Origin of the sequence: Moraxella sp. HMSC061H09 (assembly GCF_001809255.1) — a bacterium.
In the GTDB taxonomy this organism is placed as follows: domain Bacteria; phylum Pseudomonadota; class Gammaproteobacteria; order Pseudomonadales; family Moraxellaceae; genus Moraxella; species Moraxella catarrhalis.
In genome coordinates this window covers 75,884-97,768 of record NZ_KV796834.1, presented here as the reverse complement: position 1 = coordinate 97,768, position 21,885 = coordinate 75,884, and the positions used below count along the sequence as shown (strand labels likewise).

Below are 21,885 nucleotides of genomic sequence, written 5' to 3'. Positions count from 1 at the left end.
TTGTTACAAAAAAGTTTATCTCTTAATAAATATCTCACCAGTTTATGTTGTTTTTATTGATAAACTTCTTATGTTTTACTGCGTTTAACAGATAATTTATTATCCTTATTGACATAAATCAGATTAAATGCAATCCGAGTAAGTAATACCTGATTTGCCTTTTTATGACTGCACTTAAGAAAATGGTAAGTATGTTTTTAAGTGGATGTAACAAATTTTTGTTTTGCTGTAGGCATATTCTTTATCAAAGCCCAAAAGCTTATCAAACTTTAGAAAAATCCAGCTCAAAACCAGATTCAAATGCCATGGGTTTGTTGGTAATAGGGTCGGTGAATGATAAGTGCTTAGCCAAAAGCTGTAATGGTTTATCAAAATCATCCTTAGCACGATGCATCACTTTTGGATAAAAACTATCGTGGGCGATGGGTATGCCCAAATAATTTAGGTGCACTCTGAGCTGATGCAGCTTGCCCGTTGTTGGTTTTAGCTCATATTTTGCCCATTTGCCATCTTCACTGACCGCTAAGATATCAATATCAGTATGTGTATTAGGCTCGCCGATACCAACCGCCATGGTATAAAACGGCTCACCTCGCACCAAGGGCAGTGAGACTTGTAAAGGGAATTGATGTGCCTGAGTCATCGGTGCGATGGCGTGATAAATTTTATTGATTTGTCTGTCGTTAAACAGTGATTGATAAGCACGGCGTGATTCACAAGTCTTGGTAAAAATCATCAGCCCAGCCGTCTGTTTATCCAAGCGATGTGCGGGTGAAAGATGGGGATTGCCTGTGGTTTGTTTTAGGCGTGTTAGTAGTGTTTGTTGCACATAGCCACCTGCTGGTGATACCGTCAAAAAATGCGGTTTATCCACCACCAGCAGTGTTTGGTCTTCATAAATGATGTGATGCTCAAACGGTACAACAACCTCATCGCAAAGATGGCGATAGTAAGTGATGGTCATACCATGCTGATAGGGGCTATTTAAGTCAAGCACCCTGCCATCAATATCTTTGACCAGTCCATCATTAAATCGCTTTTGCCAAACTGCTGTACCGATATGATGAAATTTTTTGCACACATACTCAAAAATTGTCAATGGTGCATCTTTTATCTTAGGTAAATACAGTTTGCTTGGTGAGATGCCCTGACGCATCATTAAGACGCATGATGAATACAATAAGGCGTATAAGGCACAGTTTTTAGGCGGTTTTCGTTAATCGGTTCACCACATTCAACACAGCTGCCGTATTCTCCTTGCTCAATACGGCGTAATGCACCATTGACCTGTGTCAGTCCTTGCTCGGCCTCAATCAATAATGCCTTACGCATTTCATCACGACTGGCAGCAACTGCTTGATCATCCCAGTGCTGCTGGAGCTGGTCTTTGGGGTTTGAGATATGATCGCTGATTTTATCAATTCTTGATTGATATTCTTTTTTGAGTGCTAATAAGTCTTGTTTGTAAGCATCAAGATTTTGCATGGTAACCCCCAGCGTTGGTATAAAACAAATTTTTAATTTTCTTTACGCTTTCATTATTCATGAATTCATCACAAAAGGCAATAGTTGGTTAGATTTTTCACCCCATTTCACTGATGAAAATGGATAAATCAAGCCTATTATCTGTAATTTTGATGAAAATTGATTAAAATAACCATACCAAACTCTGCCAAATCATAAAGTTTTTAAATGATTAAAACCCATACCAATTTTGTAAGCAATATCTTACAAACATTGATGACATTTGCCACTATTTTAACCTAATAAATTTGGGCATAATATAGCCCAACAGCAAAGGATAATAGGTACAGGTAAGTACCAACGCTAGGATAGCATGGCTGTTACAAGGATAACCATAGGGAAATATGCAATGATTGCGTACAAAAAACCACAAGCCAAAACTTGTGGTTTTTTGTGATTGGTGTTTATGCTCATCTAAGTTTGCTCAACGATTGCATAAACGCCCAAGCTCTCTACAAAAGTCTCTAGAACTTTTTGCTCAACTTCAATCGTCATACGCACATCCGTTTTATAGTCAACCTTCAAAATACGACCACCGACTTGATGAATCAAATAACGCACTTGTGCTTCATGTGCAAAACTTATTTTTAACTTGACAATCTGATAAGCGATAAATGCTTTTAATACCATCTTATCTACCGCCATCTGAGCTGCTGTTGCATAGGCTCGGGTCAGACCACCAGCACCAAGTTTAATACCGCCAAAATAACGCACGACAATGATAATACAGTTGCCAATTGCCTTATGTTGTAAGACGCTTAAAATCGGTCTGCCCGCTGTGCCATTGGGTTCGCCATCATCATCAAAACCTGCACTGGTGGTATTGTGTGGATCTCCAATAATATAGCCATAACAATGATGGCGGGCATCTAGATAGCGGGTGCGTAAATTTTGTACATGGCTCATTGCCTGCTCACGAGTACTAATGGGATAAGCAAAAGCCAAAAATTCGCTTTTTTTGATTTCGTATATTGCCTCACACGGCTTACTTAAAGTTTGGTAAGTCACAACCTATCTTCCATACAATGATACGCCATTTTCCCATATTTTGCCCTTTTGTACAATTTGGCGAAATCTTAGCCAACATCAAAACTACAAAGATACCAATCAAAATGTGCTAAAATCAGGCAAATTAAACCCACACAGTTCAAATAACTTGAATGAATGAGACCATATATGCGTTTGGATAAATTTTTAAGCAAAGCCACAGAACTGTCACGCAAAGATGCCAAAAAAGTTCTTCATGCTGGTGAAATTACTGTCAATGGCACCATCATCAAAGACTCAAGTCATCATGTTGATTTGGCAAATGATGAGATACTTTGGGCAGGTGAAGCACTATCGGTTGCTGATGGCAATCGATATATTTTGCTGTATAAGCCTGATGGTTTTGAATGCACCTTAAAGCCTAAAGAATACCCCATGGTAACTGACTTAATTGCGGTACCTGAGGTAGCCAATCTGCGTATCGCAGGGCGGTTGGATGTTGATACGACAGGCGCACTGCTATTGTCAGATGATGGTGCGTGGTTGCATCGTGTGACCAGCCCCAAACGCCATCAGCCCAAACAGTACCAATTAACACTTGCTGATGCGATGGATAAAGATGCTCAAGCATATGCCATCAAACAAATTGCCAACGGCATTTTATTAGAAGGCGAAACAGAAAAAACCCGCCCAGCTGTCTTGTCTTTTATTGATGAGACGCATGCTGTGCTGACACTTACCGAGGGTAAATATCATCAAGTCAAACGCATGATGGCATACTTTGGTAATAAAGTTATCAAGCTGCACCGTGCCAGCATTGGTCATATTTCACTTGAAGGGCTTCAGATGGGTGAATGCCGCTTTTTAACGCCAGATGAGATTAATCAATTTTAAGTTGGTCTGTACTATGATGAAAATGATTTTTCGTGGCACATTGGCAATCATGCTATTTGTGTCATCTTTTAGCACGCTTGCTTTAGCCAATAGCCCAGAGACACACACCACGCAAATTCAGACACGGCTTGCCAGTGCAGGGCTTGCCACACCTGTCGTTAAGGTGACCCAAAGTGCTGTGCCTAAACTGTGGCAAATTACTTTGGCAGATGGCAATCATTTACTGATCAGTGAAGATTTAGATTACATCATTCAAGGTAAACCCAGTGCCAACCCAAGCCCTGCCACGCCCATCGATGCCGCCACTCAGACCGCTCTTCCCATCGGTACGCCCATCACACCAGAACACCGTACCGCCTTATTAAAAAATATGAGTGCCATGCATGATATGACAGAGGCTGTTTTTTATCATACTGGTATCCAAGGCGTGCTGTGGGGCATTTCAGGACAAGGCGACACCACCTTTTTAATCAGCAGTGATGGGCGTTATCTGATGGATGGTGCGATGGCCAGCATCAAAAATGCACAATTTTCAGAATATGGCTTGGTATTTGAAGCGGCCAAAAATCGCCATATTTTAGGGGAATTATCTGATAAAGATTTGGTCATTTATCCTTCAAAAACTCGTGAAAAATCAGTACTTTATATTGCAAGTGATATCAATTGCCCTTATTGTAAAATCCTACACGAACGCATCGATGAGCTGAATCTTCAAGGTGTTACCATCAAAATTATCGGCTATCCCATTTATGATGAATCACGACTGCCTATGAATCATATTTGGTGTACGACAGACAACGCCAAGCGTGCCGCCCTGCTATCTGCTGCAATGAAAGGCATTATCCCAAATAGCCAAGCCCAATGCCAACACAACCCAAATCCACTATCTGCCATCCAAAAACAGGTAATGCCACTTGCCATCATGGGTACGCCAGCGGTTTTTGATGCCCAAGGCAGAGAATTTACAGGTGATTTATCCAACCATGAAATTTACCAATTTTTAAACCTTCGCTAAGTTTGCTTGGCCAACGGTGCCAAGCTGATTGAACCAAAAGTTTTATTCATCTTTTTGGCACAGAGATTTACTAAAAAACCAAGTGTTTCACATGAAACACTTGGTTTTAAGTATTAGCCATCATCAGTTAAATACCCAACAAATGACCATTGATTTTATTACTTTTTTTGAGTTCATGGCTTGATAAATGGGGGCATCAACTCCATATTGAGGCATATTTTTGTACTTTTTATGGATTTTGACATGAGTAAAGACTTTTATAGCATTCTGGGTGTCGATCGCACGGCTGATGAAAAAGAGATTAAAAAAGCATTTCGTAAAATTGCGATGAAATACCACCCTGATCGCAACCCTGATAATCCTGAAGCCGAAGAAAAGCTCAAAGAAGCATCCAAAGCCTATGAAACGCTCAGTGATCCTGAAAAACGCGCAACCTATGACCGCATGGGACATAGTGCTTATGAACAAGGCATGGGCTCTGGTGGTTTTGGCGGGGGCTTTAGCGGTGGTGATTTTAATGACATCTTTGGCGATATCTTTGGGCAAGCCTTTGGTGGTGGTGGATTTGGAGGGTTTGGCGGTGGTAGATCCCAGCAACAAGCTCGCCAAGGTGCTAACTTATTATACAACATAACACTCACGCTTGAAGAAGCGGTCAAGGGCTGTAAAAAACAAATCAGCTATCAAACCAGCGTTTCTTGTCACACCTGCCATGGTAAAGGTGCGGTTAAAGATAGCGATGTCGTTACTTGTAGCACCTGCCATGGTCAAGGTCAGGTTCGGATGCAACAAGGGTTTTTTGTCATGCAACAAACCTGTCCCGATTGTCATGGTACAGGCAAACAAATTAAAAACCCTTGTCCAGATTGTCATGGTCAGGGCAAAACAGTTCAGCAACAAACACTTGAGGTCTCTATACCTGCTGGCGTTGATGATGGCGACCGTGTACGCTTAGCTGGCAAGGGTGAGGCAGGCGACCAAGGGATGCCAAGTGGTGATTTGTATGTTGAGGTTCGTGTTAAACCCCATGAAATTTTTACCCGAAATGGGGCTGATTTACACATGGATATCCCAATCTCAATGATTTCAGCGGCGTTAGGTGATGAAATCGAAATCCCAACCTTAGATGGCAAAGTTAAAATTAAAGTCGCTGAAGGTACGCAATCTGGCAAACTTTTGCGTGTACGAGGTAAAGGCGTTACGACCGTTCAAGGGCGTATGCAAGGTGATTTAATTTGCCGCATCCTTGTCCAAACCCCTGTCAATTTGACCAGTGAACAAAAAGATTTGTTGCGTCAATTACAAGGGACGCTTAGCACCGAAAACAGTAGCGAGCCTAAGAAAAAGGGATTTTTTGATAAAATCAAAGATGATGTCAAAGATTTGTTTGACTGATACCCAAATCACGCATCAATCAAAGCTCCGATTATTCGGGGCTTTTTTATGCATGATATTTGATAAGCCAAATTTGACAACTTAATTCATAACATTTATTATTCAAAAAATATTTAAAACAAACTTTTTGTATATAAACTATAAAACTTGGAGCATGTTTGATGGATGGCTTATTGAAATTTACCAACTTTGTCAGTAAAACATTTGCCGTTTGGGTGGTGGTCTTTGCACTGATTGCCACACAGTTTCCTGATGCATTCAAGCAGCTTGTGCCATGGATTCCCTATCTGCTTGGCATCGTCATGCTTGGCATGGGTTTGACCTTGACTTTCAAAGATTTTGGTGAAGTCACCAAAAACCCCAAGGCGGTGATTATTGGCGTTATCCTTCAATATGTCGTGATGCCAGCCATTGCCTTTTTGTTGGTTCAAGCATTTAGGCTACCACCTGATTTGGCTATCGGTGTCATCTTAGTCGGCTGCTGCCCTGGCGGCACCTCGTCAAATGTCATCACTTTTCTTGCCAAAGGCAATACCGCTTTATCAGTTGCTTGCACGACACTCTCCACACTCTTAGCCCCTATTTTGACGCCAGCTGTATTTTATTTATTTGCCAGCCAATGGCTACAAGTCGATGCAGGTGGTATGTTTGTCTCTGTGCTAAAAATGGTACTTTTGCCAGTATTCATCGGTCTTATCATCCGCTCATTATTTAAGCAAAAAGTCCAAAAAGTTAGTCAAACCATGCCTTTAATTTCTGTCATTGCCATCATACTCATTGTCTCAGCAGTCGTGGCGGTGAGTAAAGATCGCATCATTGAATCTGGTTTGTTTATCTTTTTTGTTGTCGCACTTCATAATGGATTTGGCTATTTGGTGGGCTATGCTGCTGCCCAAATCTTCAGGCTGCCGCTACACGACAGCAAAGCGGTCGCCATTGAAGTGGGTATGCAAAATTCAGGATTGGGTGCAGCGTTGGCTGCTGTACACTTTAAGATGAATCCATTGATTGCGGTGCCAAGTGCGATTTTTAGTGTTTGGCATAATATTTCTGGACCGATCTTGGCGATGATTTTTAGCCGTATGAATGACGACAAAACCACGCGTTAATTGATAAGGATTTATCCATGGACAAACACACCCAGCTCATTTGTGACCCCCGTCAAGTCCCCATGCAAATAAATAGCCTACAGCCACCTGTATACCATGCATCAACGATCGTCTTTGATAATACCAAGGCGCTGTTTCAAAGACACTGGCGTGATCGTTATGATTATAGCTACGGCACGCATGGCACGCCGACAACCTATCTGCTGGCTGATCAAATAGCAAGGCTTGAGGGCGGCAAATATGCACTTTTGACACCCAGTGGCCTTGCTGCCATCGTGTTAGTCAATACTGCACTGCTTGGACAAGGTGATGAGGTGTGGGTAACTGAAAATATGTACAGCCCAAATCTTGAGCATCTATACGAACTACAAAAACGCTACGGCGTGGTGATTAAAATATACAACCCACTGGATGCGACAAGCTTTCAGCCAACGGCTGCCTGTAAGCTGTTATGGCTTGAGGCAGCAGGATCTGTAACGCTTGAATTTCCTGACTTACAAGGACTAATCAACATTGCCAAAAAACATCATGTTTGCGTTGCCCTAGACAGTACTTGGGGTGCAGGACTGGCTTATTCGCCATTTGATCTAAATGGTGTATCTGTGGATATTTGTGTGCATGCATTAACCAAATATCCCAGCGGTGGCGGTGATGTGCTGATGGGGAGCATCGTGACAAATGATGAAACCTTACATACAAAGCTACGACGCATGCATACACTCTTAGGCTTTAGCGTCTCAGGTGATGATTGCGCACGAGTTTATCGTAGCCTGCCAAGCTTAGCCCTACGCTACGACAAACAAAGCAAAAATGCCATCGAGCTTTTGACATACCTAAAACATGAGCCTGCTTTTGCTCAAGTACTCCACCCTGCCAATCCTGATACTTTAGGTCACCAATTTTGGCAACAAAACTGTCCAAATGGACGATCAGCGGGCCTTGTGAGCGTGGTCTTTGATAAGCGTTATTCTTGGACGGATATTTGCCGTTTTTGTGATACGCTTCAGATATTTAAATTGGGCTTTAGCTGGGGCAGTGCAACAAGCTTGGTCATGCTGTATGACCTAAGCAAAATGCGTACTTTACCACAGGCACATCTGTGCGGCCGCTATGTGGTACGGTTTTGTATTGGGCTTGAATCACCCAAGGATTTGATCGATGACATCAAAACAGCATTAGGCAGCTTAAATTATGATGAAAAATCAAAATAACCTTGCTATAATCAAGTAATTACCATCCAAACAAGGACATCGTTATGAATAAGCTTAAAATTGGCATTATGGGCGCATCAGGACGCATGGGTCGTATGCTCATCGAATCGACAATGAACCACCCAAACACCGAGCTTGGCGGGGCTTATGTACGCAGCACATCAAGCTTGATCGGCGTGGATGCTGGCGAATTCATCGGCGGTAAAAAATCAGGTGTTGCACTCTCAACACTTGACGGCTCTCAAGTTGATGTGATGATTGATTTTAGCTTACCTGAAGCCTTCGATGAAGCACTCAACCAGTGCGTTACGCACAAAATTCCGCTCGTGATGGGCGTGACAGGTCTTAGTGATGACCAAGAAGCCAAGCTTCAAGATGCCGCCAAACACATTGCCATTGTCTATGCAGGCAACTATTCAACTGGTGTTAATTTATCTCTAAACCTGCTTGCGACGACTGCCCGTGTGCTGGGTTTGGATGCTGATGTTGAAATCATTGAGCATCATCATAAACATAAAATCGATGCACCCTCAGGCACCGCATTAATGATGGCACAAGCCATTACCGAAGCACGAGGACAAAATATAACCAATGCTGCCATCTATGGTCGAAAAGGTGCTGCCAAACGCCAACGAGGAGATATTGGTATTCATGCGTTGCGTGGTGGTGAGATTGTGGGTGAGCATACCGTTGAATTTATGATGGATGGTGAGATTATCCAAATTACTCACAAAGCTCAAAATCGTGCAACTTTTGCCACAGGTGCACTAAGAGCTGCATTATGGGCAGCCCAGCAGCCTGCAGGTTTGTATGATATGCAAGATGTATTAGAGCTGAAATAGTTCATAATAAAACATAAGACCAAGAATTTTGGTCTTATGTATCACAATCTCATCATTCCTTATAAAAAACCAAAAAAATCAAGTGCAGTGCGTGGTATAAACCCCAAATCAAACTGTCTTTTTTGATAATCATAATCAACAAAGCCGATATGTCCACCATAGCGAGTATCCAGTAGTAGCACATCTGACGATACATCGGTAGGCTCTGCTGTTACGCCCAAAAACGGATCATCTTTGGCGGTAATGATTAAGGTTGGCCTTTGAATGTGGCGTAGATAAGGTAATGCAGAAGCTTGCCGATAGTAGTCATTTTTTGAGCGAAAACCATGACGCGGTGCGGTGAATGCATTATCAAAATCAGCCATACGCTTGGCAGACTTAAGCGCTGCGATCTCCTCGCTACTTAGCCGATTATCTAACGCTTTTTTGATAATGGGATTGAGTAGATAAGGCGTGTAGATATACCGACCAAGCAGGCGTTCCATGGCAATAGATGCACTTGCCAAATCCACAGGTGCAGAGACAACCACGGCACGATTTGCAATGGCATCCGAGCCATACTCACCCATATATTTTGCCAAGGCATTACCGCCAAGCGATACACCGATGGCATAAATTGTGGTAAATTGCTGTTGTAAAACTTGCAAATAATGTGCCAATTCAGCCGCATCTCCAGCATTATAAAACACCTTGCCCGATACCGCCACACCACCACAAGAGCGAAAATGCGCCACCACAAAATGCCACCCTTTGGTAGAGATATGACTTGCCAATGTGCGTGCATAATGACTTTGGCTTGAGCCTTCCATACCATGAAACAGCACCACAATGGGTGTGGTATACCTGCCATCAGCCCCTTTTTGATCATCAGCCATCACATAATCAAACGCAACATCACTTTGTGCCAGTGAGTCTTTAAGTAGCGTGCGATGATAATCAGGCGTGTTTTTGGCGATATAGCGTGGTAAAATGGTCTGCAAGTGTGCATTTCTAAGCCAAAGCGGTGGTAAAAAATCAGTTTTTGAAAATTGTACAGTCATAAAATACCTACAGAATATATAAATTATTAGTTCAATAATGATTAATTAATAGTAATAAATTATGCCATCATACAGCAAAAAGTTTTAGGTGATATTTAGATGCACAATCACATCTCCTACACTTGCCATTTGCCGAAGTCCTTGGTTTGATAGCATAATTTTTGTCGGATATTTGCCATTTGGTGGAATCGTAAGCGTCAGACCAATGGGCTTTGGTAGCACAACAGTATCGCCATTTGCTGCTTGATTAGGACTTAAAAAAATCACATAATTGATATCCAGACCTTTAACATAAATATTCACAGGCTTGGTTTGGATTCTAAGACGCACAGGCGACCCATGACACTGCACGGTGATGATGTCACCATGACTAAGCCCCGCTGGCAAGACCACCTTAAAGCGTTTGCCCTGCCAATGAATTAATATCTCGCCACCTTCGTATACCGTATGCAAACCGATCGTGCAGCTTGTATCATAGCCAAGCTTAGCAGATACATCAGTAAATCGCTGCCAGATACGCCCAAGGTGCACGGCTGCTCGCTGCGTTATTTGTGCCATGTGTTTGGTATGATGCGCATCAACGATGAGGCGATTAAATTGTTGCTTACCAAGATTCACCAAAGCTGTATTGGCAACATAACCAAACCCCTGCTTGACCTCATAAAATTTGGCACGCTGCTGCCATAACCACTGCTTTTGGCGAATGCGTGGCAGTTGCCTGTCGTACTGACGGCGTACTTTATCATCTTTTAAGATGGCATAGGCAGTATTTAGCTGATGCACCACATCCTCATCTGAGTTTGCCTGACGGTCAGGGTGATGACGCGCGATGTGTTGGCGATAAGCACGCTTAATAGTGGCAGTATCGGCATCATCAGCCACGCCAAGTAAGCGATAATAATCCTGACTATACCCTCCTTTCATGATGATCTCACCCTGACAGCTCATCTTCTAGCACTTCAAGCTCAGCCATCGCCGTCAAAAGCTGCTCTTCGATGTCATCAATTTGTGATTTTAGTGTGTTTTGATGATTGAGTTTGTCCAATAATTCTGACTTATAATCATCTTCGTACAGACGAGCATCAGACAACTCATTTTCTAAGATCGCCAATGTATCGCTCAGTTTACCAAGCCGATCCTCAAGCTTAGCGATCTGCTTTCTTAGCGGTGCTGTTTGTTCACGGATTTGGGCATTTTTCTTACGCCTATCTTCTTTACTTAGGCTGTCATGCAAGCATATCTCTTGACCAGTTGCCGTATTTGTAGATTGTTGATGAATGGATTTGTCCATTTTTTGATTGGCTTGATGCGCTTTTTTGGCTTGGCGTAGATGCTCAGCATAGTCCGCCATATCCCCCACAAACTCAGTAGCACGACCATCAAAGACCAACAATAGCTCATCACACACCGACATAATCAAATCTCGATCGTGCGATACCAAAATCAATGCCCCAGCAAAATCTTGCAATGCCAACATAAGTGCATTTCGCATCTGTAGATCCAGATGGTTGGTTGGTTCATCAAGTATCAGCACATTAGGTCTTTGCCAAACAAGCAATGCCAGCATTAATCTGGCACGCTCACCCCCTGAAAATAAGCGGCTTTGGGTATCGATGCGTTCACCTTGAAACCCAAAACCACCCAAAAAGGCACGCAAATTGGCATCAGATGTCTGACCTGACAGACGCCTTAGCATTATCATGGGTGTGGCATCGTCATCTAGACTATCCATCTGATGCTGATTAAAATAGCCAAGCTGTAATGTTTCAGAGACTTTGTAGATACCATCAATGAGTGGCAACTCGCCCACCAATGCTTTGATGAGTGTGGATTTACCCGCACCGTTGGCACCCAAAATCCCCAATCGTGCATCTGGGGTGATGCGTAGATTGATCTTTGTTAGCATTGGTATACCATCATAGCCAATGGTGGCATTATCCAAATAAATCAGCGGTGATGCCATGTGTTGCGGTTCATAAAAACGAAAACTAAAGCCATTTTCTGCCATCACAGGCGACAGCTGTGTCATACGGTCAAGCTGCTTAATGCGGCTTTGGGCTTGTTTGGCCTTGGTGGCTTTGGCACGAAACCTACGAATATAATCCTCAAGATGAGCACGCACGGCTTGTTGCTTTTCAAAGGCCTGTTGTTCTTGGACAAGCCTTTCAGCTCGTGTACGAATAAATTGGCTATAATTACCCGTATACAGTGTGATTTGTCCTTGCTCGATGTGCAAAATATGTCCGCACACTGTATCTAAAAAAGCTTGGTCATGGCTGATTAATAAAATCAATCCCTCGAATTTTAATAACCATTCTTCAAGCCAAAAAATGGCATCCAAATCCAGATGGTTGGTTGGTTCATCAAGTAATAACACATCAGCTCGGTGCATCAGTGTCCGAGCCAAATTAAGCCTCATACGCCAACCCCCTGAGAACATGGATACTTGCTTGCTGTGGTCAGCTTCACCAAAGCCAAGTCCTGACAAAATCATCGCCGCTTTGGCAGGTGTACGATAGCCATCAATTTCCTCAAAACGCTGATACATTGGTGCAATTTGACCATCAGTTAAGCTGGTTTGATGGTTGATTTGCCAATTGAGCTGCCACCATTCTTCATCACCTGACAGCACATAGTCTATCGCACTCATCGCTGTTGCGCTGACCTCTTGTGCCATATGAGCAATCTGCCATGACTCAGGCAAACTAATACTGCCAACATCTGTATTATGCGTACCCAAAATGGTGGCGAACAGTGTGGATTTTCCTGTGCCATTATTGCCCGTCAAGCCAATTTTTTGACCCTTGTGCAGCTGAAAATTAACATCGCTGAATAACAGTCGCCCTTCTCGACGCACCGCAACATTTTTAAATGCTATCATCACAATTCATCATATAAAATTTCAATCATTTTAGCATATTTTGCTAATTACTCTTGTAAAAATTACTCAGAGTACCTATATTAATATTATCATCACGCATAATCAGAATAATGGTTTTTATCATATGCTGTTTGGTTTTCATTGAAATCAATATCTTTGATTGTGTTTTTTATGATGATGAACGATTTTATGATAACTTTAAAATAAACAAGGAAAAATATGGCACGCTTAACTGTACATACCGCCGAATCTGCCCCAGACAAAGCCAAAGAACGCGTTAGCATGGTTCAAAAAGCCAATGGCTTTATCCCAAATCTTATCGGTGTTTTGGCAAATTCACCCCAAGCACTTGAGATGTATCAAGAATTGGGCAAAATGAACAGCCGTAACAGCCTAACCGCCGAAGAAATTGAGGTAGTACAAATTACCGCTGCTGCTCATAATGGCTGTGATTTTTGTGTGGCAGGTCACACCAAAGCTGGCACCAAACTTCAGATGCCTGAAAATGTGCTAAACGCTTTGCGTGGTCGCACCGCCATCGAAGACAATGAAAAATATCAAGCCCTAGCACAATTTACCATGCAGCTAATTGACCGCCGTGGTAAGGTTTCTGATGATGAGCTTGCTGCTGTTAAGGCAGTTGGCTATAGCGATCAAAATATCCTAGAGGTGGTCATGGGTGTGGCATTGGCAACTTTATGCAACTACGCCAATAATGTCGCCCAAACTGACATCAACCCTGAGCTACAAGCATTTGCACCCTAAGAGTTAATCAGCTTTACTGTATCAGCTTCGCTGTTTTGATGAATCGCTAAAAATTCATTGCTTCAGGTATTCGCCTGAAGCAATTTTTTGGACATACAAGCAAAAAAATCCTGCCAGCCACCCTACTGCATGACTTTGCTGCCTATGTATGATTTTGACTTATATTTATTCTAATTTAGAATAAGAAAATGATCAACTTTGTGATTACAATCTAATCATTTACTCATTTTTGGTCATTTTATCGTTTGAGAAAGACATGAATCACTTGCACACTTTTTATCATGATAGCCAAGCTCTTATCAATGCTGCCATTGAGCCAATTGGGCCTTGGCAAGACAGCGGTTTACTGGATAATATTGCAACAGCCTCAAAACAGTTACTTGACCCCATCGCCATCGATAAAGGTTATTACCCCACCGCTGAGATGAGTCAATTGGCAAAACTGGGGGCTTTTTCGGTACATCTGTCAGCACAAGGTGGCCGCTTTGGTAATGCAATCCTTGCGACAGCAAAAATCTCTGAAACTTGCGGTACGACAGGGTTTTTGTCATGGTGTCATCAGGTCTGTGCTTTGTATCTTGACCAGTCAGACAATCACACCTTAAAATCCGACATCCTACACCGCCACGCATTGGGTGAAAGCTTTGGGGGGACAGCACTGTCCAATCCCATGAAAACCTTTGCTAATATTGAATCGATGATTCTACGCGCACAGCGTGTCAATGGTGGCTATGTGGTGTCAGGCACGCTACCGTGGATAAGCCACATTGCACCCAATCAATATTGCGGTGCAATCGCTAGCGTCGAGCACGGTGGTCAGATTGATAAAGACATTTTTTTCTTATTATCATTTGATGAAGCGCGCAAAGACAACTGGCAGCTAAACCCTTGCCCAACATTTAGCGGTATGGAAGGTTCAAGCACTTGGCAAATCGCCTTAACTGATTACTTTGTTCCTGATGATAGCTTAATCGCTGACCCTGCCAAGCCCTTCATTGAGCGTGTGCGTGGGGCGTTTGTACTCATGCAATTGGGTATCGGTGCTGGCATTATCCAAGGGGCAATTCATGACATCACTGCGGTAGAAGTTCAGCTTGGGCATGTCAATCAATTCTTAGAAGACCAAGCAGGTACACTACAAACCCAGCTTGATGCTTTGATTGAGCGTACTTTGGTGCTTGCCAAAACACCTTTTGAAACACACAAAGACTTTTTCTTAGAAGTGCTAGACACTCGCATCCAAGGCGCTGAGCTGTCACTGCAAGCCACCCAAGCATCACTACTGCATCAAGGTGCAAAAGGCTACCTGATGAGTGCTAACCCACAAAGGCGTATTCGTGAAGCGCACTTCGTGGCAATTGTCACGCCTGCCATCAAGCATTTACGCTACTTATCCCACCAACTACTGACTGAGAAATCTCCAAAATGAGCGATACACTTTCAAATTCAGCCAAACCAAACATGGACTCAAACGGTAACCCTACCGATGGTCGTGGTGCTTGGAAGCAATTTTTATGTCGTGCATGCGGCTGGATTTATGATGAAAAATTGGGCGATCCTGATGGCGGATTGCCTGCTGGCACGCGTTTTGAGGACATTCCTGAAGATTGGGAGTGTCCTTTGTGCGGTGTTACCAAGCGAGATTTTGAGCCATTTGTCAGCCGAGATGAAGTGGTCACCCCCTTAATTGGTCACCATAGCGAGACTGGCGTCATCGTCATCGGTGGCGGCACGGCAGGATGGACAGCCATCGAAGCGTTAAGAAAGCTAAATGAAAACTTACCCATCACCTTAATCACAAGCGATTTGGGCGATCGTTATATGAAGCCGCAGCTCTCCATCGCCATCAGCCAAAATAAAACACCCGAAACACTCATCACCAAAAAAGCTGTCGACTTAGCACAAGCTTTAAATGTGACTTTGGTTGCCCAAACATTTGTACTAAGTATTGATACTAATGAGCGTATCGTGCGTACCACGCGTGGTAATTTTAGCTATCAAAAATTAATTCTAGCGACAGGGGCGACCCCAATGCTGCCGCCGAGCCTGCCTGCTGAATATGTATGGCGTGTCAATCACATTGATATGTTTGCCAAGCTCCAAGCAAAACTCATCGCCAAACCCAATCAACATATCACCATCATCGGTGCAGGCATGATCGGTACAGAGATTGCCGAAGATATCGCCAAAGCAGGTCATCAAGTCACACTGATCAACCGTGACAACCTACCGATGGCGGAGATTTTACCTACCATTGGTGGTGAACGCCTGCGTGATGCTCTGACAGGAATTGGTATTGATTATATTGGCAATGCTCATATCACAGACATCAAACCCCAAGATGGCGGCTATGTGATTATTTATAATGATAAAACACTCTATGCCGATGAGATTATCGCAAGTACAGGTCTTATATTAGATAATCGACTTGCCAAAGGGGCGGGCATTGATTACATTCGCTGCGGTATCGTGGTCAACCCAAAGACGCTACAAACTTCTCACCCTGCCATCTATGCCATCGGCGACTGTATCGCCATTGATGATAAGCCGTGCCGATTTGTCGCACCCTTGCGTGAACAAGCTGCCGCCATCGCACATCACATCAGCGATATGGCACACGCAGGCTATCAACACAAATCGCCTTTAATACGCCTAAAAACCAAATCCATCATCATTTCGGCGACTGGTGAAATCGAACAAGCCAAAGACTGGCAAGTACAAGAAAATACCGATGACAAGCTGATACTCACCCAAAGTAGCGACGGCGTCATCACCGCCAAAATTGAAATGAAAACATCGCCCCAAGCCAATTAAACATCAGATCAAGCACACCCACCGCCAAAGAATCATCAAAAACGGTATATTGCTTGATTGTCTTATAAGTTGATATTTTATCATGTCAAATATTTTTCGCCCCGACGATACTGACAAGCCGCTTAATTTTGGTTGCCGCTGTGGTAACCATCGCAGCCAAAGCGAGTGTGATGACAAGTTATCTTTGGATAATCGCTTTGAAGGCGTCTCTGATCACAGCCGTATTGAGCATACCAATACTGATTTTATTGAAGCGGTGGCAATCAAAGCTTTATTTCCAGATGAGCCGACCCGTCGTGCGTTTTTTAAAACTGTCGGTAAGACAACCGCTTTAGCAGCGATTGCCAGTGTTTTGCCCATCGCAACGCTCCAAGAGGCTGCCGCCATTGACACGCTTAAGCCTGAAAAAAAGTCGGTGGATATTGGCTTTTTACCCATTTTATGCGCAACACCGCTCATTATGGCAGATCCACTTGGTTATTATGCAGAACAAGGCATCAAAGCCAATTTATTAAAACGGGCAGGCTGGGCGTTGGTCAGAGACCAGATGATGAACCGAGAGCTGGACGCTGCACATTTTTTGGCACCGATGCCAATTGCCATCAATCTTGGACTTGGCTCAGCCAAGCAGAATATGAAAGTTGCCGCCATACAAAACACGAACGGTCAAGCACTCGTTATGGCGCTTAAGCATAAAAATAACCGCAATCCCAAAAACTGGAAAGGTATGACTTTTGCCATTCCGTTTGAGCACAGTATTCATAATTATCTGCTACGCTACTTTTTAGCCGAGCATGGGCTAGATCCTGATAAAGATGTCAAACTGCGTTTAACGACGCCACCTGATATGATCGCCAATCTCAAAGCAGGTAATATTGATGGGTTTTTTGGTCCTGAGCCGTTCAATCAGCGTGCGGTTTGGGATAAGGCGGGCTATATCCATACCCTAAGTCGAGATATTTGGAATGGTCACCCATGCTGCTCGTTTGGGACATCTCAAAGCTTCATTAATGATTATCCCCAAACTTTTTTGGCGATGTATCGTGCCATCATTAAAGCCAATGTGATGGCAAATAAACCAAGTATTCGTAAAGACTTATCCAAACTGCTCTCACCTGCCAATTATCTTAATCAACCTGAACTGGTGCTACGCCAATCTATCATGGGGCGTTTTGCTGATGGTGTGGACACCATCCAAGATGTGCCTGATCGCATGGGATTTGATGTGATGCCGTGGCACTCAGTAGCAGCTTGGATGATGACTCAGATGAAGCGGTGGGGCTATATAACAGGCAACATCAATTATCAAGATATCGCAAATCAGGTATTTATGCTCACGGATGCCAAAAAACAAATGCAAGCCATGGGCTACACGGTCAAAGACGATGAGCCAAAAATTACCGTGATGGGTAAGCAATTTAATGCTACCGATCCTGATGCATATTTGGACTCATTTGCCATCGGACACAAATCCACAGGGAGATTACATGGCACATAAATCTTTATCGACCAAAGCCAAAGGCTATCTATTATCACTGCTCATTGTCTTGAGTGTGATTGGCATTTGGCACACCGCTACCTTACCCAAACAAATCACCGCACCCACCGATCCTTTGCGTCTAGAGTATCGTATTTTGATGGGTGATATACCTGAATTTACCAAGCCTGGGGCGATTGTCGCTATCCAAAAAAGCGAATTTCCAAGCCCAACAGAGTTTGCTAAGACTGCATGGGTGCATATCTCTGACCCATTTTATGACAAGGGATTGAATGATAAAGGCATTGGCATACAGCTTGGTTACTCCATTGGGCGGGTGTTGCTTGGATTTTTCTTGGCGATGATTGTAGCGATTCCTTTGGGTTATGCCATCGGTATGTCACCTGTGCTTGGCAGTGCTGCCACGCCTTTTGTTCAGATCTTAAAGCCCATCTCACCATTGGCGTGGATGCCGATTGCGCTTTATACGATTAAAGACTCTAACGCATCAAGCATTTTTGTGATTTTTATTTGTTCTATTTGGCCAATGCTTACCAATACAGCCTTTGGTGTGGCATCAGTACGCCGAGAGTGGCGTAATGTCGCCAAGACGCTTGAGCTTAGCCCACTAAAGACCGCCACCAAAATTGTCATCCCTGCCGCAGCTCCCACCATCGTAACAGGCATGCGGATTTCTATGGGGATTGCTTGGCTTGTGATTGTGGCAGCCGAGATGCTTGTCGGTGGCACAGGAATTGGCTATTTTGTGTGGAATCAGTGGAATAATTTATCACTTGCCAATGTGATTTTTGCGGTGCTGCTCATTGGTCTTATGGGCATGATTTTGGATATGTTGTTTGCAATATTACAAAAAAAGGTGAGTTATGTTGAATAATCAAACCGCTTCACCACTCATTCAGGTTAATGCACTCACCAAACGCTACGGTGATGGCGAAAATATTTTTGAAAATGTGAATTTTAATATCCAAAAAAACGAATTCATCTGCCTTATCGGTCATTCAGGCTGCGGTAAATCCACCATCTTAAATGCCCTAGCAGGGCTTGAGGTAGCAAGCTTTGGCGAGATTTTGATGTATGATAAGCCAGTCACCCAACCTTCACTTGAGCGTGGTGTGGTGTTCCAAAGTCATGCACTACTGCCTTGGCTTACGGTCGGTAAGAACATCGGTTTTGCACTTAAAGCCAAAACCCCAAATTTATCAGTCGCCGAGACAAACCGTCAAATCGACTTTTATTTGGGCATGGTTGGACTTGCCAAAGTCAAAGACAAAAAACCAAGCCAATTATCAGGCGGTATGAAGCAGCGTGTGGGCATTGCGCGCGCTTTTGCGACAAAACCTGAGCTTTTGCTGATGGATGAGCCTTTTGGGGCGCTTGATGCACTCACCCGTGGCGTCATCCAAGATGAGCTTGTCAATATTGTTGCAGACACCCATCAGACGGTATTTATGATTACTCATGACATTGATGAGGCGATTTTACTTGCTGATCGCATTTTTTTGATGAGCAATGGTCCACGGGCATTTTTGGCAGAAATTGTTGAAAATACCATTCCCAAACCACGTCATCGTGATAGTATCCATCACCATCATCAATATTACAAAATCCGCAATCATTTGCTTGATTTTTTGGTACATCGCAGTCGGGCATTGCAGCAGTCGCCTGAGCGTCCCAAAAGACCCAAAGTGATTAATTTTAATCATGCTGAGTGGGATGGGCTATAAATCATAATTTGACCAGCCACGGGCTTTGACCGCTCAACAACTTTGACAGAATTTATCAATTAAGGTTTATTTTTACCCTTAAAACCTTGTATAATCATCAGTTGGTCTTATTTAAATAGACACTCTTTTTACTTGATAAGGTTCATATGAATACAGGTCTTACCCTCACAAATAAAGCCGCTGCCAAGCTCGCCAAGCTCAAACATACCGAAGGCAATGACGCCTTAATGTTGCGTGTCTATGTGACGGGCGGCGGCTGTTCGGGGTTTAGCTATGGGTTTGATTTTGCCGAAGAATTGGGCGATGATGATACCACTTTTGATAATGGTTCAGAGATTTTGGTCGTGGATTCTTTAAGCTATCAATATTTGGTCGGCTCAACCATTGACTACACCGAAGGCTTAGAAGGCTCTCGCTTTATTGTCAATAACCCAAGTGCGACCACGACTTGCGGTTGTGGCTCATCATTTTCTATCTAGTCACTTGACAGCGATCAGTCACTGTGCCATCTTTTTGGTGGCACGACTGTAAGCTTTGTACAAATAATTTTGCCAACAAAGACGCTTGGACTTATAATATACTCATCGTGCTTTTAATTTGGCACCTCATCATCAATCAAGTATCTGCCATGACATCTACCTTTACACTCCCTTTTTGGTTTAAACCCAGTCTTGTTGCAGGGATGCAGCGTGGTATCGAAAAAGAAGGCTTAAGAATGCAGCCTGACGGCTATTCTGCCAAGACCTTTCATCCTGCCAAACTTGGCTCTAAGCTGACACATCCTTATATCACGACCGATTATTCTGAAAACCTGCTTGAGCTGATTACCAAGCCCATGCCATCAATTAAACAAGCACTTGATATGCTGCGTGATTTGCATGTTTTAGTGCATCGCAGTTTAGAAAATGATGAACTGATGTGGCCGTTATCCATGCCTTGTATGACCTCTGATACCGACAGTGATATTCCATTGGCGGACTATGGCTCGTCAAATATCGGTAAACTCAAAACGCTGTACCGCTCAGGGCTTGGGGTACGCTATGGCCGTAAAATGCAAACGATTGCAGGCTTGCATTATAATTTATCCGTCGGCGATGATTTATTTGGTGTATGGCAACATGCCGAGGGTGCAAAGGATTTAACCACCTTTAAAAATGATAAATACTTGGCATTGATTCGCAATTTTAAGCGCCTGACACCTTTGGTACTGTATTTGCTTGGTGCAAGCCCTGCGGTATGCGGTACTTTTGTGAGCGGTCGCCAGCATAATTTGATACCACTTGGTACAACTTGTAGCTACCATCAGCCAAACGGTACAAGCCTGCGTATGGGTAAGCTTGGTTATACCAATAGCGCCCAAGAGGATTTGGATATTCGCTATAATCATTTGGACGAATATATTAAAGGCCTGCAAGCAGCCATTGGAACGCCTTATGCTGATTTTGAAGCCATCGGCGTGGACGACGCTCATGGCATACCCATTCAGATTAACAACCACATTCTACAAATTGAAAACGAATATTACAGCCCCATCCGCCCGAAACAAACTGCCACAGCTTCTGAGACACCCACGCAAGCACTGCAAGCACGAGGAATCGCTTATGTAGAATTTCGTGCCATTGACCTTGACCCTTATTCTGATATTGGGATTACAAGCGTAACGGCGTGTTTTTTGGAGATTCTGGCATTGTATTGCTTATTTACCGACTCGCCTTATCTCATGCCAGAAGAAGAAAAACGCCTAAATCAAAATATTGATATTGTCGTCAATCATGGCAGACAAGCAGGCATCGCCATTGATACTGATTTTGGTAAAGAAAATCTACATGATTGGATTATCCATCACTTAACCCAAATGCAGACCATCGCCGATGCGTTTGATGCACATCATGGCAGTAACCAGTACCGCACTGCCTTGACAATGATGCGAGGCAAAGCAATCAATCCAGATTTTACCTTATCAGCACAAATCATTGCCGATTCACACCGTGTGGGTGGCACCTGGGCGTTAGGTAAATTACTGGCTCAAAAGCACCAAACCGAACTGTTATCCCATACACTAAGTCGTGTTGATGAGGCTGAGTTTGATGAGCTTGCACGCACCTCCTTGATTGAACAAGCCCAGCTGGAAGCTACTGATACGATAGGATTTTATGACTATCTAAAAGCCTACCGCTGAAGCATAA

The 21,885-nt window shown here is 43.4% G+C and carries 20 protein-coding genes; 14 read left to right on the top strand and 6 right to left on the bottom strand.

Features of this window, described 5'->3' with window-relative positions:
* Window positions 1-262 precede the first annotated feature (262 nt).
* The 3 genes from HMPREF2573_RS00940 to HMPREF2573_RS00930 all read right to left on the bottom strand — a co-directional run bounded on the left by HMPREF2573_RS00940 (window position 263) and on the right by HMPREF2573_RS00930 (window position 2,532).
* A complete protein-coding gene (locus tag HMPREF2573_RS00940; RefSeq protein ID WP_003662129.1) occupies window positions 263-1,159 on the bottom strand; it encodes a pseudouridine synthase in 897 nt (298 codons plus the stop codon).
* Complete coding sequence (locus HMPREF2573_RS00935; RefSeq protein ID WP_003663364.1) at window positions 1,159-1,485, bottom strand: TraR/DksA family transcriptional regulator; 327 nt, start codon at window positions 1,483-1,485, stop codon at window positions 1,159-1,161. Before HMPREF2573_RS00935 ends, HMPREF2573_RS00940 begins: the two co-directional genes overlap by 1 nt.
* A 453-nt stretch (window positions 1,486-1,938) precedes the next feature.
* Window positions 1,939-2,532, bottom strand: coding sequence for an IMPACT family protein (locus tag HMPREF2573_RS00930; RefSeq protein WP_003666025.1), 594 nt, complete (start codon window positions 2,530-2,532; stop codon window positions 1,939-1,941).
* 168 nt (window positions 2,533-2,700) lie between these two features.
* Here HMPREF2573_RS00930 and HMPREF2573_RS00925 point away from each other — a divergent pair, with 168 nt between their 5' ends.
* The 6 genes from HMPREF2573_RS00925 (at window position 2,701) to dapB (ending at window position 8,977) form a co-directional block, all read left to right on the top strand.
* Window positions 2,701-3,405 carry a pseudouridine synthase gene (locus HMPREF2573_RS00925; protein WP_003662138.1) on the top strand — a complete coding sequence of 235 codons (705 nt, stop codon included), beginning with the start codon at window positions 2,701-2,703 and terminating at the stop codon, window positions 3,403-3,405.
* A 13-nt stretch (window positions 3,406-3,418) separates the two neighbouring features.
* Window positions 3,419-4,420, top strand: coding sequence for a DsbC family protein (locus HMPREF2573_RS00920; RefSeq protein WP_003662140.1), 1,002 nt, complete (start codon window positions 3,419-3,421; stop codon window positions 4,418-4,420).
* 243 nt (window positions 4,421-4,663) lie between these two features.
* Window positions 4,664-5,815, top strand: coding sequence for a molecular chaperone DnaJ (dnaJ, locus tag HMPREF2573_RS00915; protein WP_003662144.1), 1,152 nt, complete (start codon window positions 4,664-4,666; stop codon window positions 5,813-5,815).
* A 161-nt stretch (window positions 5,816-5,976) separates the two neighbouring features.
* Window positions 5,977-6,924 carry a bile acid:sodium symporter family protein gene (locus HMPREF2573_RS00910; protein WP_003664203.1) on the top strand — a complete coding sequence of 316 codons (948 nt, stop codon included), beginning with the start codon at window positions 5,977-5,979 and terminating at the stop codon, window positions 6,922-6,924.
* Between the two features lie 17 nt (window positions 6,925-6,941).
* The gene (locus HMPREF2573_RS00905) at window positions 6,942-8,135 is read left to right on the top strand and encodes a PLP-dependent transferase (protein WP_003670065.1); all 1,194 of its coding nucleotides are present in this window, start codon (window positions 6,942-6,944) and stop codon (window positions 8,133-8,135) included.
* A gap of 44 nt (window positions 8,136-8,179) precedes the next feature.
* Window positions 8,180-8,977 carry a 4-hydroxy-tetrahydrodipicolinate reductase gene (gene dapB, locus HMPREF2573_RS00900; protein ID WP_003662149.1) on the top strand — a complete coding sequence of 266 codons (798 nt, stop codon included), beginning with the start codon at window positions 8,180-8,182 and terminating at the stop codon, window positions 8,975-8,977.
* Window positions 8,978-9,036: 59 nt separating this feature from the next.
* Here the strand turns inward: dapB and HMPREF2573_RS00895 are convergent, their stop codons facing one another.
* From HMPREF2573_RS00895 to HMPREF2573_RS00885, 3 genes are all read right to left on the bottom strand, one after another.
* Window positions 9,037-10,017 (bottom strand): YheT family hydrolase, encoded by a 981-nt coding sequence (locus HMPREF2573_RS00895; protein ID WP_003662150.1) that lies wholly within the window; start codon window positions 10,015-10,017, stop codon window positions 9,037-9,039.
* A gap of 84 nt (window positions 10,018-10,101) precedes the next feature.
* Window positions 10,102-10,941, bottom strand: a complete 840-nt coding sequence (locus tag HMPREF2573_RS00890; RefSeq protein ID WP_003662152.1) for a J domain-containing protein — start codon at window positions 10,939-10,941, stop codon at window positions 10,102-10,104.
* A gap of 7 nt (window positions 10,942-10,948) precedes the next feature.
* On the bottom strand, window positions 10,949-12,898 hold the full coding sequence (locus tag HMPREF2573_RS00885) for an ATP-binding cassette domain-containing protein (protein ID WP_070472227.1): 1,950 nt from the start codon (window positions 12,896-12,898) through the stop codon (window positions 10,949-10,951).
* A 219-nt stretch (window positions 12,899-13,117) separates the two neighbouring features.
* Here HMPREF2573_RS00885 and HMPREF2573_RS00880 point away from each other — a divergent pair, with 219 nt between their 5' ends.
* From HMPREF2573_RS00880 to gshA, 8 genes are all read left to right on the top strand, one after another.
* Window positions 13,118-13,663: a carboxymuconolactone decarboxylase family protein gene (locus HMPREF2573_RS00880; protein ID WP_013107627.1), complete on the top strand. Its 546-nt coding sequence runs from the start codon at window positions 13,118-13,120 to the stop codon at window positions 13,661-13,663.
* Between the two features lie 256 nt (window positions 13,664-13,919).
* Window positions 13,920-15,092 (top strand): acyl-CoA dehydrogenase family protein, encoded by a 1,173-nt coding sequence (locus HMPREF2573_RS00875; RefSeq protein WP_003666014.1) that lies wholly within the window; start codon window positions 13,920-13,922, stop codon window positions 15,090-15,092.
* Window positions 15,089-16,477, top strand: coding sequence for an FAD-dependent oxidoreductase (locus HMPREF2573_RS00870; protein ID WP_003667335.1), 1,389 nt, complete (start codon window positions 15,089-15,091; stop codon window positions 16,475-16,477). Before HMPREF2573_RS00875 ends, HMPREF2573_RS00870 begins: the two co-directional genes overlap by 4 nt.
* A gap of 82 nt (window positions 16,478-16,559) precedes the next feature.
* Entirely contained in the window at window positions 16,560-17,975 is a 1,416-nt protein-coding gene (locus tag HMPREF2573_RS00865; protein ID WP_003662162.1) for a CmpA/NrtA family ABC transporter substrate-binding protein, read from the top strand.
* Window positions 17,965-18,849: a nitrate ABC transporter permease gene (gene ntrB / locus HMPREF2573_RS00860; protein WP_003662163.1), complete on the top strand. Its 885-nt coding sequence runs from the start codon at window positions 17,965-17,967 to the stop codon at window positions 18,847-18,849. The genes HMPREF2573_RS00865 and ntrB overlap by 11 nt, the downstream gene beginning before the upstream one ends.
* Complete coding sequence (locus HMPREF2573_RS00855; protein ID WP_003662165.1) at window positions 18,839-19,699, top strand: ABC transporter ATP-binding protein; 861 nt, start codon at window positions 18,839-18,841, stop codon at window positions 19,697-19,699. The genes ntrB and HMPREF2573_RS00855 overlap by 11 nt, the downstream gene beginning before the upstream one ends.
* A 146-nt stretch (window positions 19,700-19,845) precedes the next feature.
* Window positions 19,846-20,178, top strand: coding sequence for an iron-sulfur cluster insertion protein ErpA (erpA, locus tag HMPREF2573_RS00850; protein ID WP_003662167.1), 333 nt, complete (start codon window positions 19,846-19,848; stop codon window positions 20,176-20,178).
* Window positions 20,179-20,201: 23 nt separating this feature from the next.
* Window positions 20,202-21,878 (top strand): glutamate--cysteine ligase, encoded by a 1,677-nt coding sequence (gene gshA / locus HMPREF2573_RS00845; RefSeq protein ID WP_083297490.1) that lies wholly within the window; start codon window positions 20,202-20,204, stop codon window positions 21,876-21,878.
* The last annotated feature ends 7 nt before the right edge of the window (window positions 21,879-21,885 follow it).

Excerpts from the sequence above, each read along its gene's own strand:
- HMPREF2573_RS00905 (WP_003670065.1), top strand. The coding sequence starts at position 6,942 with ATGGACAAACACACCCAGCTCATTTGTGACCCCCGTCAAGTCCCCATG.
- HMPREF2573_RS00865 (WP_003662162.1), top strand. The coding sequence starts at position 16,560 with ATGTCAAATATTTTTCGCCCCGACGATACTGACAAGCCGCTTAATTTT.
- HMPREF2573_RS00920 (WP_003662140.1), top strand. The coding sequence starts at position 3,419 with ATGATGAAAATGATTTTTCGTGGCACATTGGCAATCATGCTATTTGTG.
- HMPREF2573_RS00855 (WP_003662165.1), top strand. The coding sequence starts at position 18,839 with ATGTTGAATAATCAAACCGCTTCACCACTCATTCAGGTTAATGCACTC.
- HMPREF2573_RS00925 (WP_003662138.1), top strand. The coding sequence starts at position 2,701 with ATGCGTTTGGATAAATTTTTAAGCAAAGCCACAGAACTGTCACGCAAA.
- HMPREF2573_RS00935 (WP_003663364.1), bottom strand. The coding sequence starts at position 1,485 with ATGCAAAATCTTGATGCTTACAAACAAGACTTATTAGCACTCAAAAAA.
- erpA (WP_003662167.1), top strand. The coding sequence starts at position 19,846 with ATGAATACAGGTCTTACCCTCACAAATAAAGCCGCTGCCAAGCTCGCC.
- HMPREF2573_RS00890 (WP_003662152.1), bottom strand. The coding sequence starts at position 10,941 with ATGAAAGGAGGGTATAGTCAGGATTATTATCGCTTACTTGGCGTGGCT.
- HMPREF2573_RS00875 (WP_003666014.1), top strand. The coding sequence starts at position 13,920 with ATGAATCACTTGCACACTTTTTATCATGATAGCCAAGCTCTTATCAAT.
- dapB (WP_003662149.1), top strand. The coding sequence starts at position 8,180 with ATGAATAAGCTTAAAATTGGCATTATGGGCGCATCAGGACGCATGGGT.
- HMPREF2573_RS00895 (WP_003662150.1), bottom strand. The coding sequence starts at position 10,017 with ATGACTGTACAATTTTCAAAAACTGATTTTTTACCACCGCTTTGGCTT.
- HMPREF2573_RS00870 (WP_003667335.1), top strand. The coding sequence starts at position 15,089 with ATGAGCGATACACTTTCAAATTCAGCCAAACCAAACATGGACTCAAAC.
- HMPREF2573_RS00940 (WP_003662129.1), bottom strand. The coding sequence starts at position 1,159 with ATGATGCGTCAGGGCATCTCACCAAGCAAACTGTATTTACCTAAGATA.
- HMPREF2573_RS00880 (WP_013107627.1), top strand. The coding sequence starts at position 13,118 with ATGGCACGCTTAACTGTACATACCGCCGAATCTGCCCCAGACAAAGCC.
- ntrB (WP_003662163.1), top strand. The coding sequence starts at position 17,965 with ATGGCACATAAATCTTTATCGACCAAAGCCAAAGGCTATCTATTATCA.
- HMPREF2573_RS00910 (WP_003664203.1), top strand. The coding sequence starts at position 5,977 with ATGGATGGCTTATTGAAATTTACCAACTTTGTCAGTAAAACATTTGCC.
- dnaJ (WP_003662144.1), top strand. The coding sequence starts at position 4,664 with ATGAGTAAAGACTTTTATAGCATTCTGGGTGTCGATCGCACGGCTGAT.
- HMPREF2573_RS00885 (WP_070472227.1), bottom strand. The coding sequence starts at position 12,898 with ATGATAGCATTTAAAAATGTTGCGGTGCGTCGAGAAGGGCGACTGTTA.